1 protein-coding gene is annotated in these 967 nt (G+C 60.8%); it reads left to right on the forward strand.

The features are described 5' to 3' along the window. Nucleotides 1–94 precede the first annotated feature (94 nt). The coding region (locus OP496_RS18055) for a heme biosynthesis HemY N-terminal domain-containing protein (RefSeq protein WP_280565341.1) at nt 95–967 on the forward strand (873 nt) is incomplete at its 3' end.

Genomic DNA, 967 nt, shown 5'->3' on the forward strand with positions numbered 1-967 from the left:
AGACGCTCAAGGACTTCATCGAGAAGCGTTTCCAGAATGGCAACGGTGGCGGTGGTGGCGATCAACGTCAGAGCGGCGATGAAGGAGACAGTGCATGAGAAAGCTGATTCTTCTCATCGTCGTGGGGCTGGCCGTCGGCGCGCTATTTGGCCAGTTGATGCAGTCGATGCCCGGTTACTGGCTGGTACGCGTGGGTGATACCTCTATCCAGACCTCGTTCTGGCTGGGTCTGGTGATATTGCTGGCGGTGTTTCTGGCCCTGCATTTCCTGCTGCGCGTCCTCCACCGACTGCGGCGTCCGGTGAGCCGGCTCAAGGTCTGGAATAGCCGTACGCGCAATCGCAATGCCATGAAGCGCACCGTGAGAGGCCTGGTCGCACTCGCCGAAGGCCGCTGGAAGCGTGCCGAGAAGGATCTGGTCAAAGCGGCGGACGATTCCAGTACACCGTTGGTCAATTACCTTTCAGCAGCTCTGGCGGCGCATTATCAGGGACGTTTCGAGCATGCCGATACGCTACTCAAGCGGGCCCATCACAGCACCGAGGGGGCCGATAACGCGGTGGGCATAGTGCAAGCGCAGCTGATGCTCGACCGCCAGCAATTCGAGGAGGCGTTGGCGACGCTGACGCGCCTCGAAAAGCAGCTGCCCAGCCATCCGCAAGTACTCAAGCTGCTGCGTCAGGCCTATCTCAGCGTCAACGACTGGGAGGGGCTGCGTCATTTGCTGCCTAAGCTCGACAAGCAGCAACTGATCACCGAGGAAGAACGCCGTGAGCTGGAGCAGCGTGCCTATCGCGAGTTGATCATGCAGGCGGTCCAGCGCCAGCCCAATGCCGATGCCAACCGCGTGCGCAACCTGTGGGCCGACATGCCCGACTATCTGCGCAGCGATGTCGAGTTGGTGGTCCTGTATACCGAGGCGCTGGTCAAGGATGGCGAAGAAGCGATGGCCGAGCGCTTGCTGCGT

It is taken from the genome of Chromohalobacter sp. 48-RD10, assembly GCF_029889785.1.
Lineage (GTDB): Bacteria > Pseudomonadota > Gammaproteobacteria > Pseudomonadales > Halomonadaceae > Chromohalobacter.